Genomic DNA, 14,059 nt, shown 5'->3' with positions numbered 1-14,059 from the left:
TTAATATAAACTTTTTTCGCTGTCCGATGTTAATTACATCCGGACAGATGTTCCATTCCTCTTGCATATCCTCATTAGCAGCACATCATCCTTTATTCCAGGTTACGGGTTCCAGGCCCTTATTCGTTCAATAAATAGTCGCTCATGAAAAGCGTATGTCTGCTGTTATGCAGCCTGTTGTTATATTGTCACGTTCACGCACAGGAAGAAAAACGCAATGAAATTGCGGTGGCTATCGGGCACGCACATATCAGCAAAGGACTCAATGAAAACGGTGACCGTAAATGGCTGATAGCAGCTTCCTGGAGCCTGGATTACAATTACAACTTCAATAAAAAATGGAGCCTTGGCTTACATAATGACATCATCCTGGACGACTTCGATGTAGAGAGAGAAGAAAAAGTAATCAATAGAAAGTTTCCTGTATCCTCCTGCCTTGTGGGCGCTTTCAGACCTGTTGAAAAACTGGCTGTTATGCTGGGTGCGGGCGGTGAATTTTCCTCCGGGGAATCCTTCTTCTTAGGGCGTATAGGCGTGGAATATGGCTTCGAACTAGCCAAATCATGGGAGCTGAGTCCGGGCATCACCTACGATATAAAATTTAACGGATACGATACCTGGGTCGTTAGCCTTGGTATTGGCAAAAAATTCTGATACCGCCCATGGAGCAACTGCTGCCTCTCCGGCGCCAGAGAACTTTCGAATTCATCCCATGCAAGAGCGAACAGTTTAATATCAGGTGTAATGTACAAGCACCTTGATATTATCTTTGAAAACTAGGATATAAACAGCCCCATTGTTTCTTTTTCATTGCAAATCTTGTAAAATTTCCGTAGCTTAATTGCCGTAAATCCGACTCTTATGAAGTCATTGCTCTTACTCTTCCTCCTGATGCCCGTTCAGAAAAACCAGATAGCGGAAATCCGCAACCACGTGTATTATACCAATCTGCACCTGAACCTGTACAAACAGAAACAATTGTCACACCACGACGGCCAATCCAGCGAAGGCGGTATGTCCGTTGCCTACTACGCAAAAGATACCCTTAAATTAATCACAGATAATACTTATTGGGAAAGTGGAAAAGAAATCGCACAATACTATTTTCATGCCGACGCACTCATCTTTGCATATATCATCCACCTGAAATATAACGTTCCTATCTACGATAAAAACTTCGACTATAACAAAAGCAAAAAAACAGAAGAACGCTATTATTACGAGAACGAAAAAATTGTCAAAGGTCGGGAGCGTGGTAAAGACCTGATAAAAACAGCCAGGGTGCTCGCTCAGAGCTTCCCCCGGCCGTAGGTTTTATTTCCCAAACACCACATTTGCTTCATTATTCAATCCGGTAAACGGATGCTCACTACTCGCCAGCACTGATTTAATGAGTTCCAGGTCGCCGCTCAGTTTTTGAAACACCGTCATCCATACCGACCAGTTGCCGCTGTACCAGGCCGTCATGGCAATCTGTTTGATCAGCATCTGGCGCATGGTTGCTTTCTCTTCGGACGTATCCTCTTCCACGGCATCCATGGCTTTGAGGCGCAGCAGGGCTTCTTCGGCTTCCTTCCAGGCGCGGGTTCTTTTAAACATCCGGTTGTCGGAGCGTTGCTGATCTTCTTCAAAAGGAACACGTAGTTCGTTGGTATCCGGATGGTAATACTCCAGTTGCATGTTTAGCTGAAAATGCCGGATAGTGTTAACCGCTTTTTCATAGGACTCCTCACCTGCATTTTTATTGGCCACCACAAACACCAGCTCCATTGGCTCCGAAGAAATATCTTCCCCATCAGCCTCCACCACGTAATTTACTTTTCGCAATTCATACAGGAAGGGGCTGTTTTGCAGGGAAAATGTGATGTCCCTGTCCGGCCACAGCATGGCGTCTGCGCTTTCTTTGTTGAGCTCGGGTACGCGGATGTGGGAGCGGCAATCATTGCAGATCAGCAGCAGGTCATCCCAGTCGCTCAGACTAAGAATTTGTGGCCATGCAGCCAGGTAGCGGAGGTGCTCCACATGGTAATCGCTGAGCGGCATTTCGCAATAAGAGCAGTAATTGCCCATGGATTCAATCAGCGCGTGATGGATATGCGCGGTTTGTTCCTCCGCACTGGTAGCCGTGAGGGAGTGAAGGTAAGCAGGTTGTATTTTTTTTACTGGTCGCATAATTGTTAAGTTGTGGGTAAAGCATTCTGGTTTGTACCTGGGAAATAGTAGAGCGGCTGGGTAGGATCACAGCTTACATTCCTGAATATCATGTAAACGGAAAACTGCGCAGATGGGCCGGAGATCCAGTAGAATATCCAGGACCATACTTCGAAAAATCCTGCATTTTTTGCCGTTTGGAATATCTGCCCCAGCATCAGGTACCAGCCTTCTGAGCCGGCGGTAAATGCGCTCAGGTTGCTGAGGGAGGTAATGCAGCTGAGCCATGCCAGTGTGCGATTGGTTACCCTTCGGTCTGAATAGTTATCGGCTTCAAAAAGGTTCAGTTTTACGATGTCAATGAAATTATCTTCCATTGCCTGAAACTGCGCCTGGTTAGGAGAGTTGCCACCAGGGTTGGTGCCTACCTGTGCTGCCACTGGAAGAGCTTGGGCAAAGCCAATAATTTTTGCGGTCACTATATTCTGACTAACGCCAACCAGACGGTTGCCCAGGTCGAGTGCACTGTTGTTGCTCAGGATGGTGTTGCTGTTCAAATTGTAAAAGACCATCGGTAAACCTGCCCAGGCCATATTGGCATTGGTAGGCCACACCTGCCGGTCCATACCACCCGCCATTACCTGGGCAAGGTTAGTAGGGGCGCCATTGTACCTGGTAGCCCACGTAACGGAGTCTGCCCAGCTAGGTTTGTCCCCTTTTTGGGTATTGCAGGAAGGACATGCAAGGAAAAAATTGGTATAGTACAGCATTTCTGAAGGGAATACTGACTTAGGTAAACAGTGTTCTATTGCCAGCGCGCTGTCCTGAACAGGCATGCCGCAATAGCTGCAATATTCGCCATAGTTCTGGATCAGGGAGCCTCTGGCATTACCATACTTCATGGTATCGTTGTTGGAAAAATACAGGATCAGTGATTCTACCAGACTTTTTCCCGTTGGAGGTAGGTTGGCCCATTTTGCGGCGCCGCCGTTCTGTGCAGTCAATGTGGCGAGCTGGTTCAGTACCTGCCCGGTATTGTACGTATTGGTAGTACCGTTTCCAGACACTGGCTGAATCGCGTAGAAAGTCAAACCCTGGATGATCGCTGCCGTTTGAGTTTTCATGAGGGCCGGAATCGTGTAACTGGGATTTTGATTCATTAATACAGGTCTCATATCTGTGTTTTTTGTTGAGGATAGTGAAATCGGATCGGATAAGTCGCTTTGGTGGGGTATTAAAGCGGTTACCCTTGCATCGCTCAACAAAATTGCTCTACTGCCACGAAAATCTCTATTTCATGATATTTCAATGATTGGCGGTGGGGTTAACATCTCCCTGAAAAAAATAACATCCATGAATGACGCAGTAACTACGGCAATACTTTTTCAAATGCTTTTCTGGCACTGCCACGGAAAAATACTTCCCCGCAGTAGGTATAGCCCAGTTTTTCAAATATTTTCAGCATGCCGGGGTTGTCAAAATTAGTATCGGCACGCACACTGTGTACCTGATGCCGGAGCGCAAAGGTTTCAATTTCTTTCAGCATCACCTGCGCCAGCCCTTTGCCCAGCTGGTTTTCAACGATGGCTACGCGGTGGTACACCACAAAGTCGCCATCGGTGAGCCATTGGCCCTGTATGTCGGCATACGCGGGTTCGTTGTTAATCATCACGGCCGTGTAACCGATAACGGTATCACCTTCGGTGAGCACATACCCATAACCCTTTTCAATATCCTGCTGTACTACCTGCTCATTGGGGTACCCGTCCTGCCATTGCTGACTACCATCTGCCTTTCTTCTGCGTATGGCCTGCTGGAGGATAGTCCAGATCGCTGTAATGTCGTTGTTGGTGGCCTCCCGGAATGTATATGCCATTTAAAAAAGAATTTATGATCCGGGGCAAAGGTCCGAAGTTCTGCTCAGCTGCTGTAATCTTTTTTTAGATGGAACCGATCGGTAAAACCGATCCAAGAGCGCAGCTGCAAATATCACGTATGCCCCATGCCGTTAGTATACTGGCTGATATTATAAGAAAATGTTACGCGAACTTTTGCTGCACCCGGTTGTTACGAAGGGACGCGTTAAACCTAAACCATCAGTTATATTATGAGCAAGGTAATTGGCATCATCGCCGGAAGTCTCCGCAAGGAGTCCTTTTCCAAAAAAATCGGCCGCGTAATACAGGGCATGGCGCCGGAGGGTTTTGAATTTAAAATCATTCCGCTGGACGACCTCCCTATCTACAACCAGGACTTCGATGATCATCAGGAAGTACCACCGGCCTATGTGACATTCAGAGAGGCGATCCGTGCACTGGACGGAGTGATTTTTATTACACCGGAATATAACCGGTCGGTACCCGGTGTGCTGAAAAATGCGCTGGACGTGGCCTCACGGCCTTATGGCAAAAGTGCCTGGACGGGAAAGCCTGCTGCCATCTTCAGCAACTCTCCCGGTAACCTTTCTGGTTTTGGCGCCAACCATCACCTGCGTCAGAGTCTCGTGTTCCTGAACATGCCCGCCATGGCGCAGCCGGAGGTATACCTGCACTCCATCAGCAAGGATTTTGATGAGAGCGGCAATATGACCAACGATGGTACCCGCGAATTTCTGAAAAAGGCCGTGGATGCCTTTATCGCGTTTTATAAAAAGAATGCCTGACTATCTAAAACCATTCATATGAAAGCAGTAAGATTTTTCGGACATAAAGACGTCCGCGTAGTGAATGACATGGAAAAGCCATCCCCAACGGGCGATGAGGTATTGCTGAAAATCGGCGCTGCCGGGGTTTGTCACTCTGATCTCCACATCATTGATGAAGGCACCGTACCCGGCGCTCAATTTACATTAGGGCATGAAAATGCAGGTTGGGTAGAAGAAGTGGGGCCCAGTGTGAAAGGCTTTAAAAAGGGCGATGCCGTGTTGGTGTATGGTCCATGGGGATGCGGCCACTGTAAGCCTTGCCAGCACTCAGCTGAAAACTATTGTGATCATCAGTCGGAGCTGCCTTTCGGCGGCGGCCTGGGCTTAAACGGCGGTATGGCCGATTACATGCTGGTGCCTTCCTCGCGGTTGCTGGTACATATCTACGACCTGGACCCCATCATCGCAGCACCACTGACGGATGCTGCACTTACACCCTACTCCGCCATCAAACGCTCCCTGCATAAATTAATGCCGGATGAGTATGTGGTGGTTATTGGTATCGGTGGCCTCGGCCACGTAGCGGTGCAAATATTACGCGCCACCACCGGCGCCACCATCATCGCCTGCGATGTAACGCAGGACCGCCTTGATTTTGCGAAGGAACTGGGCGCTACCTATGGCATCAATTCCAAAGATGCAGATGCGGCAGAGCAGATCAAGAAAATCACCGGTATCAAAAAAGCGAAAGTAGTGCTGGATTTCGTAGGTGCTACCTCCACCATAGAGCTGGGCGCTAAAACTGTTTCACTGGATGGTGACCTTACCATTGTAGGCCTGGGTGGTGGTAACTTTCAGTACAACATGATGGGCCTGCCATTTGGAGTGAGCATGACCAATCCCTACTGGGGTAGCCGTACAGAACTGATGGAAGTAGTGGGACTGGCCCGCCAGCAGAAGATTCACATCAACATAGAAAAATATAAGCTGGATCAGGCGCTGGAAGTATATGATAAACTGAGAAACGGGAAAATCAAGGGGCGGGCAGTGCTGATTCCATAAAATCTTCGTTACAAAAAAATCCCTCACAACCTTGTGGGGGATTTTTTTGTCGGCTATTGCGTACGCATTTTTGTTTTGAAATCTCTTTCCAGGTCCGTGTATCCGTCACTTCCCACATCATACACTACTTTGTAAATGGTGCCGCCACGGAACGGAAAATGGTTGGTGTAATTTTTGGAAACGGCATCCCCGCTGTCATACCCGATGCACAAACCTTCGCCGGCTAAAGCATAGTGCCCCGATTGAGTACGGAACGGCGCTTCCCTGACCAGCTTACCATCTACATACAACCTCATTTTACCCAGTGTTTCATTTTTGGGCGACATGCTTTCTTTCACAAACTCGACCCCGATGGTATGCTTGCCTGCTGCCGGCAGATTGGTGCTCAGTTCCTGCTCGGGGGCTATGCCCAGGAAGTTATAGACGAAGAAAATTTTACCTCCTTTGATATACATGGAATAGCCACCGAAGCGACTACCTTGCGCCACAATTACGCCGGTTGATGTAGGCGTTACCGTTACATCTGCCAGGATTTTAAACGAGCGCCCCAAAGTAGGTGCAGCGGAGGCTTCCGGGATTTCGGTGGTGCCAGGATAGTAAATGAATCTGCCATCCGGAGGGATGGATGTTTTGTATTCCAGTGCGTGGAAGTGAGGAAGGTCAAGGTCATTCAACGGTAATACATTATTTTTCTTCGCTTCCTCCAGCCACAGGGCCGTGAGTTCCTTCACTTTGTCCGGATATTTATCGGCCAGGTTGTCGGATTGTGAACGATCAACATCTGTATGATACAGTTCCCATTTGTCTTTCTCAAAGTTGCCTATGTTGACCGGGGCGGGCCCATGCTGCGTAACGGCCATCCAGCCTTTATGCCAGATGCCGCGGGTGCCCACCATTTCGTAATACTGCGTTTCTTTTTTGGTAGGAGCACTGCTGCTCTCAAAGCTCGAAACCATGGATACACCAGCCAGTGGTGTTTGCTTTATACCTACTACTACATCAGGCATTTTTACGCCACATGCATCCAGGATAGTAGGTACGATATCGGTACAGTGGTAATACTGGCTGCGAAGCTCACCACGGGCCTTTATTCCTTTAGGCCAGGAAATCACCAGTGGATCGCAGGTGCCACCGCTATAGCCGCTGTAGCGTTTAAACATTTTGTAAGGCGTAGAAAATGCAACCGCCCAGCCGGTAGGATAGTGATTGTAAGTTTCGGGAGAACCCAGTTTATCCATCAGAGCCAGGTTCTCTTTCATTTCATCCGGGTAGGCATTAAAAAACTTGTATTCATTTACCGAGCCTTCAGGGCTACCTTCTCCGGAGGCGCCATTATCCGCGCAATAGATCACCATTGTGTTTTCCAGCTGACCGGATTCTTCCAGGTAATCAATCACACGGCCCACCTGCGCATCTGTGTATTCGGAGAAACCGGCAAACACTTCCGCCATATGCGAAAAGAGCTTCTTCTCTTCCGCCGTTAAGGTATTCCAGGGTTTTACAGCGTCCTCTTTTGTATAAGTGCCGGGAGGCATGGGATTGATGTCAGTGAGCCTGGTGTCTTTCGGAAGAACCCCTTTTTCAATCATCCTTTTAAGCACCCATTCGCGGTAGGCTTCATACCCATCGTCGAACTTGCCTTTGTATTTGGCAATGTATTCTTTAGGAGCATGGTGGGGGGCATGATTGGCTCCAGGGCAATACCACATAAACCAGGGCTTATCGGGATTGGATTGCTTACTGTCACGGATATACTGAATAGCTTTATCTGCCAGGTCTTTGGAGAGATGATACCCTTCCTCTGGCTGCGCAGGCTGGGGAATAAAATGATTGTCCTCAATCAGTGCGGGGTACCATTGATTGGTTTCACCGCCGATGAATCCATAAAAGCGATCAAAACCGAGTCCTAATGGCCAGTCTTTCTTAGAGGCGCCCATGCCGAAGGCATCTACCGGCACATTGTGGTTTTTACCTATCCATAGGGTGGTCCATCCGGCATTACGCAACACGGTGGCCAATGTGGCATTGGTTTGCGGGATGTGCCCTGCATAGCCCGGGAAGCCGACGGCCGATTCCGAGATAGAGCCAAACCCGTTCTGGTGGTGGTTCCTTCCAGTTAAAAAAGTGGATCGGGTAGGAGAGCAAACCGAGGTGGTATGCCACTGCGTATAGGTGAGCCCGTTTTGGGCCAGCTTGTCCAGCGTGGGCATGTTTACCCGCCCGCCGTAGGTGGACCAGGTAGCCTGGCCGGTATCATCATACAGGATGAATAAAACGTTCGGCGCACCTTTAGGCGCTGTTTTGTAAAGGAAGGAAGGCCAGTCCGGCTTTGAATCACGGATATCCAGTTCAATCTTTCCTTTGAACGGCTCCTGCGCCTGGGTGAATATTCCTGTCAGCAGACATGGAATCGACATTGTCAATAGGCTGCATTTGGAAAAGGACAACGTTTTCATATATGGACATTATAAAAAGGGGCGTTGCTAAATGTCCGTTTATGCCAGGTGAAATTGTAAACACGTAGTGCTAACTAATTGTTTCTATTCCGTCTCTCAAAAAAATAAATTTGCGTAGTTAAATGGCTACATGTATATTTGTAGTCAAATAGCTACATAATGAATTTACGAAGAGATGTATTTCAGGCAATAGCTGACCCTACCAGAAGGGCCATATTAGTACTGGTGGCAGTCCACGCTATGACGGCAGGGGCGATTGCCGCAAATTTCGACACCGCCCGGCCTACGGTATCCAAGCACCTGGCAATACTCACGGAATGCGAATTGTTACGACAGGAACAGAACGGCAGAGAAATTTACTATCACCTAAATCCTGACAAAATGAAAGAGATCGCTGATTTTATTGAACCGTTCCGCCAGCATTGGGACGATAAGTTCAACAAGCTGGAAGACATCATGCGTCAATACAAAACCAAAAAATAAATTCACATGGAAAGGAAAACCCAGGTACAGGCTGCTGAAGGAAAGCAGGAGTTAACGATCACCCGCGAATTTGAACTGCCGGTAGAGCTGCTCTTCAGGGCATATGCCGAACCCGAAATCATTGAACAATGGATGGGCACCAAAGTGCTGGCTTTTAACGGACAGAAATTTGGTAACTGGCAATACGCTACCTCCGACAAGGAAGGCAAAGTAGTATTCAGCGCCAACGGTACTTTTCATGAGTTTGTTACTGATCAGAAAATTACCAGGACCTTCGAAATGGAAAACACGGGCTTCGGTATACAACTGGAGTTCCTAAATTTCGAAGCGCTGTCGGATGATACCAGCAAACTCACCGTACATATCTTGTACGGCAGCCCCGCCGAGCGTGATCAGTTCCTGAAAATAGGCATGGACAAAGGCATGAATATGGCTCACAACCGCTTACAACAAGTTGCAGAAAAATTAAAATAAGATTGCATGTCAAAGACTAATAAAATCATCTACTGGATTGCTACGTTATGGCTCTCATTAGGCATGGTTTCCACCGGAATGGTTCAACTCATGCATATGCCAAAAGATACTGAAATGCTGGCCGCTATTGGCTATCCGGCCTACCTGCTCACCCTCATCGGTGTCTGGAAAATACTGGGTGTTATTGCTATCCTGGTACCAGGGTTTGCGCTGGTGAAAGAATGGGCCTATGCAGGATTTTTCTTCTGTATGTCAGGCGCCGTATATTCGCATATCGTATCGGGCCAGGGCTTCAGTGATATCTGGCCCCCCATGTTACTGCTGGTGCTCACCGTAATATCCTGGTATTTCCGCCCGGCAAACCGAAAACTCACTACCGTTAACGCATAAACGTACTGACTATGAATCCGAAAATAGATGCCTTCATCGACAGAGCCGATAAATGGCAGAAAGAATTTGAAACACTCAGAGCTATCCTGCTGGATTGTCCGCTGGAAGAGGAGTTGAAGTGGGGAGTGCCCTGCTACACCTATCAGGGCAAAAACGTAGTGCTGATGCATGGTTTTAAAGACTACTGCGCTATCCTCTTTCACAAAGGCAGCCTGATGGCTGATCCGGAAGGCATCCTGATTCAGCAGACAGAAAACGTACAGGCCGCCCGGCAGATCCGCTTTACATCTCTCAAAGAAATTGTAAAGCAGAAAGCAGTGATAAAAGCCTACATATACGAAGCTATTGAAATTGAGAAATCCGGGCTGGAAGTGAAGTTCAAAAAAGTAAAGGAATACCCGGTGCCGGAAGAGTTTCAGCAAAAACTGGATACCACTCCCGGACTCAAGAAGGCTTTTGAAGCGCTCACCCCTGGCCGCCAGCGTGGCTACCTGCTCTATTTTGCAGCCGCTAAACAGGCCAAAACCCGTGAACAAAGAGTAGAAAAATACCTCGACGCCATCCTGGAAGGTAAAGGACTGGATGACTAAAATGATCCTGACACACAATCGCTGCCACCGGCAGCGATTGTTGTTTTAAATGGTATTCATCACCCGGTTCTGCTGCCGGTATTTGTTAGGCGTCATCCCCGTCACCTTCCTGAAAACCTTTGAAAAATGCGGCAAATTATCAAACCCAACTTCCGCAGCAATCTCCGTATAGCCGGCATCGGTAGTGGCAATTAAATACTGCGCCCGCTCTATCCGCTTTTCATGCATATAATGTAAAGGCCGCAAGCCGGTAAACTGCAAAAACTGCCGGGAAAAATAGTCCTGGTTGTGATTTACCCTCGATGCCAGAAAAGCCACCGTCAGCGGTTCTTTCAGGTGCAGCTGTATATAACTGATGGTGTCCATAATTTTGGATGGTATCACATGTCCTTCATCAGCCGCCTGCGACTGCTGATCCATAAAGCGCGACAACAACTGCAGCAGTATGCCCTGCGTTTCAAGATATACCGCGTCACTCTGCAGATTGTTCAGCTCCTGGTATTCCCGGTAAAAGGCATCTTTTTCGTATACCCGTGGATTGTCGGACCGGTTGATACCCCTGTTGGGATTCAGTTGCAGGAGCCGCTTAATATTTGAAATGTCACCCGGGGTAGCCGCTTTCTTCATCAGCACCCGCTTGTTGTAAAACAGCGACAAGCCATCAGGGGCTTCTTCAAAAAACTGTACGAAATATTGACTGAGGTAGGCACTGCAATGCAGGTTGCACAGGGTGAAGCTGGGGATCAGGTACAGGTTGCCCGGACTCAGTTTAATCCGCGCCGCGGGGCCTGAAATGGTGCCTTCACCTTCATCGATGTAATACAGCCGGTAGTAAGGACTGATCACATGTTTGTAGTTCCACCGGGTATCCAGGTGTACATGGTCCACGTGCAACAGTGAAAAAGAATGTTTTAACAGGCGCTTTCCCATAGTCGTAAATGTACAGGTTAAAGGTCGGATTTGTATAAAATAAAGTCTTAATTGTAATTGCTGCCAGGTATAGGCTATGCTATTTTTGGCGCGTTATTTCATCCTAATCAACGCAAATTAATCATAATGATGCAGCTTCCAAAAGTCGTTTTTGGTAATAGCGCCCTCGGTAATCTTTACCAGGCGCTTTCCCAGGAAGATAAAAATGCCATCGTGGGAGCATGCCTGCAGCAGGTAAATCAACCCGCTGTATTTGATACCGCCGGTAAGTATGGCGCAGGGCTGGCATTGGAGGCCCTGGGTACAGCACTCCGCCACTGGCAGGTGCCACAGGAGCAGGTATTGATCAGCAACAAGCTGGGCTGGTATCGTATTCCGCTGAAAGGCGCGGAGCCCACCTTCGAGCGGGGGGTATGGAAAGATATCAATTACGATGCTGAGCAACGCATCAGCTATGCCGGTATCCTCCAATGCTTTGAGCAGGGAAATCAGCTGTTGGGCAACTACCATGCGCAGCTGGTATCAGTACATGACCCGGATGAATACCTGGCTACCGCCGACACAACAATGGAACGCGCCAGGAAACTGGAAGATATAAAGGATGCCTATCAGGCCCTGCATGATTTAAAATCGCAGGGTAGGGTACAGGCCATCGGCGTAGGCGCTAAAAACTGGGAGGTGATCCGGGAAATAACGGAACTGGTATCACTCGACTGGGTGATGATCGCTAACAGTATGACGCTGCATGCACATCCGGAAGAGCTGGGGGCGTTTATTCAATCGCTGCAGGCACGCGGGATAGCGGTCATCAATTCTGCCGTGTTTAATGGCGGTTTTCTCACTGGTGGCGACTACTACAATTACAAACTCGTGGATGGCAGTGAACCGGCGCATGCAGACCTGATCCGCTGGCGTAGCCACTTCTTTGCCGCCTGTGCACTGCATGGCGTGGATCCTGCTCATGCATGTATACAGTATGGACTCAATGTACCGGGTGTAAGCGCGGTGGCTATGAGCACCAGCAAGGCTGCCAAGGTGAAAGGCAATGTGGATATGGTGAAAAATGCCATCTCCCCGGAATTTTGGGAATACCTGAAAAGTAAACAATTGATCAGGTAAGGCTTAAGCTTTCCATGGTCTAAAAATACTTTTCGCGCAGGTCGTTTTTAAATGAAAAAAAACAATACGCACTCCTGATAATTATCGTGTTTCGAAAAATAAAAAAGGAATATCTTTGGTTATCCAACCAAAGAAAAATTTTCCCACTATATATGATGCAGGAGGACGCAAGTATCTGGAGAAGCTTTTGTGAGGGGGATGAGAGTTCGTTCCGCGATTTATACAGCAAGTATTACTCCTACCTTTTTGTATGGGGCTGTAAATGGCTCGATGGGGAAGCTGCATTCGTAAAGGATAGCTTACATGATTTTTTTATATATCTCTGGGAGAAGAAAGGGAATCTTTCAAGGGAGGTGCACGTATCCCGCTATCTGCTCACTTCTTTCAAACGCAGGCTGATAGAGCAATGGGGTAAGGAACGCCGGCTCACCGATATTGCTGACCTGATTGATGTATCGGAAGAGGCGGACCGGGAGCTGGAACTCTTTGATGCCCGTTATGCCCTGATTCAGTCGGCCTTACAATCTTTGACACCCTCCCAGCGGGAGGTGATAGAGCTGCGATTCGTCCATCATAAGTCCCTCCAGGAAATTGCGACCCTGAAAAAAGCTAGTCTCAGAACCGTTTATAACCTCACCCACAGGGCGATTGCGCAACTTCGTGCAGCAGTCGGCAAAAAAAATATTTTATTTCTGTGGTAAATTCGCATTCATTATCTCTCTGTTAAATTAAAAGGTACCACCATGGATGAACTGACCGTAGACGGGTTGTTGCAACAACCGTCATTTATTAACTATTGTATACGTGCAAATGAACAGGATGTTCATTTCTGGGAGCAATGGTTACGGCAGCATCCTGCGCATACGGCTACTTTCCGCGAGGCGGAAGCCATGGTAAAATCAACGGGCTGGCTGCTGATAGCAGAACAGGAAAAGGCAGGCGCCATGACCCGGATGGATGATTACCTCCGTAGCCATACTGCGAAGAAGCCGGTGATGAAACCGGTTTATTGGTGGGCAGCAGTAGCTGCTGTAGTAGCGGGGCTAATGGTTGGACAACGCTATCTGCATCAGGCGAAACAGCCTTCACCGGTACAACCGGCGATACTGGCCAAACAGCTGCATTATAGCGCCGGCAGTAAGGGCCGCAGCGGATTTATGTTGCCTGATAGTACCTATGTGCTGCTGGAAAAAAACAGCAGCCTGGACATAGACAGTAACTATAATGTGGCCAACAGGCACGTGAAACTAGCCGGTACCGGTTATTTCCGGATCAAAGGGAAAGCCAGCCTGCCATTTGATGTGCAAGGCGCCGGCTACCTGGTGACTGCCCTGGGAACGGCGTTTAAAATGACAGCGCATCCCGGTCGTGTACACGTGATGCTGGAACAAGGGAAAGTGAAAGTGGAACAGGAAACAGGCAACCAGAAAAAGTTGCTTACCTACCTGCAACCCATGCAAAGCTTCGCTTCCGATTCGATGAATGACAACGGGAAACAGCAGGTGTTCGAACCAAAAGCCCTGGCTGCCTGGAAAATACAGGAAATAATATTTGAGAATACACCACTACAGGAAGTGGTATTCCAAATCGAATCCTGCTATAACGTAAAGATTAATGTGGAAGGTATGGATATTAACAAAGAAACATTCTCAGGAAAATTTAGGAATGACTCCTTACAGTCTGTCCTGGATGTCTTATGCTTTGCAGTGAATAAACAATATGAATTTACAGATGAAACCAACGTTCTAATCAAGTAATCA

The 14,059-nt window shown here is 48.0% G+C and carries 16 protein-coding genes; 11 read left to right on the top strand and 5 right to left on the bottom strand.

Annotation, left to right across the window (positions count from 1 at the left end; translation table 11 throughout):
• Positions 1–144: 144 nt before the first annotated feature.
• Positions 145–654, top strand: coding sequence for a hypothetical protein (locus KW844_RS06020; protein WP_218375810.1), 510 nt, complete (start codon positions 145–147; stop codon positions 652–654).
• Positions 655–861: 207 nt separating this feature from the next.
• Positions 862–1,311, top strand: a complete 450-nt coding sequence (locus tag KW844_RS06015; RefSeq protein ID WP_218375809.1) for a hypothetical protein — start codon at positions 862–864, stop codon at positions 1,309–1,311.
• Between the two features lie 3 nt (positions 1,312–1,314).
• Here KW844_RS06015 and KW844_RS06010 read toward each other — a convergent pair whose 3' ends face one another.
• From KW844_RS06010 to KW844_RS06000, 3 genes are all read right to left on the bottom strand, one after another.
• On the bottom strand, positions 1,315–2,172 hold the full coding sequence (locus KW844_RS06010) for a hypothetical protein (RefSeq protein ID WP_218375808.1): 858 nt from the start codon (positions 2,170–2,172) through the stop codon (positions 1,315–1,317).
• A 5-nt stretch (positions 2,173–2,177) separates the two neighbouring features.
• Complete coding sequence (locus KW844_RS06005) at positions 2,178–3,326, bottom strand: HNH endonuclease (protein WP_218375807.1); 1,149 nt, start codon at positions 3,324–3,326, stop codon at positions 2,178–2,180.
• Positions 3,327–3,520: 194 nt separating this feature from the next.
• Positions 3,521–4,027: a GNAT family N-acetyltransferase gene (locus KW844_RS06000; RefSeq protein ID WP_218375806.1), complete on the bottom strand. Its 507-nt coding sequence runs from the start codon at positions 4,025–4,027 to the stop codon at positions 3,521–3,523.
• Between the two features lie 231 nt (positions 4,028–4,258).
• On the opposite strand from KW844_RS06000, the gene KW844_RS05995 reads away from it, so the two are divergent.
• Positions 4,259–4,813 carry an NADPH-dependent FMN reductase gene (locus KW844_RS05995; RefSeq protein ID WP_218375805.1) on the top strand — a complete coding sequence of 185 codons (555 nt, stop codon included), beginning with the start codon at positions 4,259–4,261 and terminating at the stop codon, positions 4,811–4,813.
• 18 nt (positions 4,814–4,831) lie between these two features.
• Positions 4,832–5,857, top strand: coding sequence for an NAD(P)-dependent alcohol dehydrogenase (locus KW844_RS05990; RefSeq protein WP_218375804.1), 1,026 nt, complete (start codon positions 4,832–4,834; stop codon positions 5,855–5,857).
• 53 nt (positions 5,858–5,910) lie between these two features.
• Here the strand turns inward: KW844_RS05990 and KW844_RS05985 are convergent, their stop codons facing one another.
• Entirely contained in the window at positions 5,911–8,274 is a 2,364-nt protein-coding gene (locus KW844_RS05985) for an arylsulfatase (RefSeq protein ID WP_218375803.1), read from the bottom strand.
• 198 nt (positions 8,275–8,472) lie between these two features.
• Between KW844_RS05985 and KW844_RS05980 the strand changes: the two genes are divergently transcribed.
• The 4 genes from KW844_RS05980 to KW844_RS05965 are packed head-to-tail and all read left to right on the top strand — an operon-like array spanning position 8,473 to position 10,250.
• Complete coding sequence (locus tag KW844_RS05980; protein ID WP_218375802.1) at positions 8,473–8,796, top strand: helix-turn-helix transcriptional regulator; 324 nt, start codon at positions 8,473–8,475, stop codon at positions 8,794–8,796.
• Between the two features lie 6 nt (positions 8,797–8,802).
• The gene (locus KW844_RS05975) at positions 8,803–9,270 is read left to right on the top strand and encodes an SRPBCC domain-containing protein (protein ID WP_218375801.1); all 468 of its coding nucleotides are present in this window, start codon (positions 8,803–8,805) and stop codon (positions 9,268–9,270) included.
• Between the two features lie 6 nt (positions 9,271–9,276).
• A complete protein-coding gene (locus tag KW844_RS05970) occupies positions 9,277–9,660 on the top strand; it encodes a DoxX family protein (protein WP_218375800.1) in 384 nt (127 codons plus the stop codon).
• Positions 9,661–9,671: 11 nt separating this feature from the next.
• The gene (locus KW844_RS05965) at positions 9,672–10,250 is read left to right on the top strand and encodes a YdeI family protein (RefSeq protein ID WP_218375799.1); all 579 of its coding nucleotides are present in this window, start codon (positions 9,672–9,674) and stop codon (positions 10,248–10,250) included.
• A gap of 45 nt (positions 10,251–10,295) precedes the next feature.
• Here KW844_RS05965 and KW844_RS05960 read toward each other — a convergent pair whose 3' ends face one another.
• Entirely contained in the window at positions 10,296–11,180 is an 885-nt protein-coding gene (locus KW844_RS05960) for a helix-turn-helix domain-containing protein (protein WP_218375798.1), read from the bottom strand.
• A gap of 126 nt (positions 11,181–11,306) precedes the next feature.
• On the opposite strand from KW844_RS05960, the gene KW844_RS05955 reads away from it, so the two are divergent.
• The 3 genes from KW844_RS05955 (at position 11,307) to KW844_RS05945 (ending at position 14,056) form a co-directional block, all read left to right on the top strand.
• Positions 11,307–12,299 carry an aldo/keto reductase gene (locus tag KW844_RS05955; RefSeq protein ID WP_218375797.1) on the top strand — a complete coding sequence of 331 codons (993 nt, stop codon included), beginning with the start codon at positions 11,307–11,309 and terminating at the stop codon, positions 12,297–12,299.
• Between the two features lie 152 nt (positions 12,300–12,451).
• Positions 12,452–13,000, top strand: coding sequence for an RNA polymerase sigma factor (locus KW844_RS05950; RefSeq protein WP_218375796.1), 549 nt, complete (start codon positions 12,452–12,454; stop codon positions 12,998–13,000).
• Positions 13,001–13,042: 42 nt separating this feature from the next.
• Positions 13,043–14,056, top strand: coding sequence for a FecR domain-containing protein (locus tag KW844_RS05945; protein ID WP_218375795.1), 1,014 nt, complete (start codon positions 13,043–13,045; stop codon positions 14,054–14,056).
• The last annotated feature ends 3 nt before the right edge of the window (positions 14,057–14,059 follow it).

The sequence above is a fragment of the Chitinophaga sp. sic0106 genome (genome assembly GCF_019219075.1).
In the GTDB taxonomy this organism is placed as follows: domain Bacteria; phylum Bacteroidota; class Bacteroidia; order Chitinophagales; family Chitinophagaceae; genus Chitinophaga.
The sequence above is the reverse complement of the archived record's forward strand: the minus strand, read 5'-3'. Positions and strand labels throughout refer to the sequence as shown.

Coding starts and splice junctions, on each gene's coding strand:
- KW844_RS05950 (WP_218375796.1), top strand. CDS start 12,452: ATGATGCAGGAGGACGCAAGTATCTGGAGAAGCTTTTGTGAGGGGGAT.
- KW844_RS05995 (WP_218375805.1), top strand. CDS start 4,259: ATGAGCAAGGTAATTGGCATCATCGCCGGAAGTCTCCGCAAGGAGTCC.
- KW844_RS05990 (WP_218375804.1), top strand. CDS start 4,832: ATGAAAGCAGTAAGATTTTTCGGACATAAAGACGTCCGCGTAGTGAAT.
- KW844_RS05970 (WP_218375800.1), top strand. CDS start 9,277: ATGTCAAAGACTAATAAAATCATCTACTGGATTGCTACGTTATGGCTC.
- KW844_RS06020 (WP_218375810.1), top strand. CDS start 145: ATGAAAAGCGTATGTCTGCTGTTATGCAGCCTGTTGTTATATTGTCAC.
- KW844_RS06000 (WP_218375806.1), bottom strand. CDS start 4,027: ATGGCATATACATTCCGGGAGGCCACCAACAACGACATTACAGCGATC.
- KW844_RS05980 (WP_218375802.1), top strand. CDS start 8,473: ATGAATTTACGAAGAGATGTATTTCAGGCAATAGCTGACCCTACCAGA.
- KW844_RS06005 (WP_218375807.1), bottom strand. CDS start 3,326: ATGAGACCTGTATTAATGAATCAAAATCCCAGTTACACGATTCCGGCC.
- KW844_RS05960 (WP_218375798.1), bottom strand. CDS start 11,180: ATGGGAAAGCGCCTGTTAAAACATTCTTTTTCACTGTTGCACGTGGAC.
- KW844_RS05985 (WP_218375803.1), bottom strand. CDS start 8,274: ATGTCGATTCCATGTCTGCTGACAGGAATATTCACCCAGGCGCAGGAG.
- KW844_RS06010 (WP_218375808.1), bottom strand. CDS start 2,172: ATGCGACCAGTAAAAAAAATACAACCTGCTTACCTTCACTCCCTCACG.
- KW844_RS05945 (WP_218375795.1), top strand. CDS start 13,043: ATGGATGAACTGACCGTAGACGGGTTGTTGCAACAACCGTCATTTATT.
- KW844_RS05975 (WP_218375801.1), top strand. CDS start 8,803: ATGGAAAGGAAAACCCAGGTACAGGCTGCTGAAGGAAAGCAGGAGTTA.
- KW844_RS05965 (WP_218375799.1), top strand. CDS start 9,672: ATGAATCCGAAAATAGATGCCTTCATCGACAGAGCCGATAAATGGCAG.
- KW844_RS05955 (WP_218375797.1), top strand. CDS start 11,307: ATGATGCAGCTTCCAAAAGTCGTTTTTGGTAATAGCGCCCTCGGTAAT.
- KW844_RS06015 (WP_218375809.1), top strand. CDS start 862: ATGAAGTCATTGCTCTTACTCTTCCTCCTGATGCCCGTTCAGAAAAAC.